Origin of the sequence: Streptomyces sp. SID3343 (assembly GCF_009865215.1) — a bacterium.
In the GTDB taxonomy this organism is placed as follows: Bacteria; Actinomycetota; Actinomycetes; order Streptomycetales; family Streptomycetaceae; genus Embleya.
This window is the reverse complement of sequence record NZ_WWJX01001017.1, coordinates 1-671: the sequence shown is the minus strand read 5'-3', so window position 1 is coordinate 671 and position 671 is coordinate 1. Positions and strand designations below refer to the sequence as shown.

Below are 671 nucleotides of genomic sequence, written 5' to 3'. Positions count from 1 at the left end.
CGGGCGCGCGCGACGGGTCCGCGAGCCGGGCGCCCCGGCAACATGCCCGAGCGGGTGCGGCCCCCGGTGAGTCGGCGTCGGCTGACGTTCGCGGCCGCGGGCGCGTTCTCGATGATGGCCGTCGCGCTCAGCAGCGCGTTCGTACCCGGCAGTACGAGCGACGGAAACGAGGGCCGGCCCGCCGCGCCCGCCGTCGAGCGCTACCTCACCGAGCAGGCGGCGACGACCACACCGCTGCCGGCGGGGATGGGGCCTCGGCGTCCGATGCTGGTGCTGGCGGGGACCCCGCTGTCGGCCACGACGGAGCGCGTCGACTCGCGTTTTTGAGGCACCCGCACGGGCCCGCCCGACTCGCCCCCTTCGACGGAGCGGGGGCGGGCCCGCGCGTGTGAGCGTGACGGGACGGGTATCCGCTGCCGCCGGTGCGCAGCGATCCGGCACACGAAAGACTGTCGGTGTGCCGTCACGGACGCTCGGCACATCGGGAGCGGTAGGGCTCGACGTACTGCTAAAAGACAGGGCACACGATGAGCGACGCATACGGCCGCGGGGGAGCGGAGCCGCCGCGAGGCGAGGACGCGCCGGGGGCGCCGGTACCCGACCACGACACCACCCCGCACGAGCCGCCCGCCGCGGACCCGCCGGCCCCCGAGGGTGATGCCGAGCCGGCC

The 671-nt window shown here is 76.0% G+C and carries 1 pseudogene; it reads left to right on the top strand.

The features are described from left to right. Nucleotides 1-327, top strand: a pseudogene (locus tag GT354_RS31875) (hypothetical protein); the annotation flags it as partial. Nucleotides 328-671 lie beyond the last annotated feature (344 nt).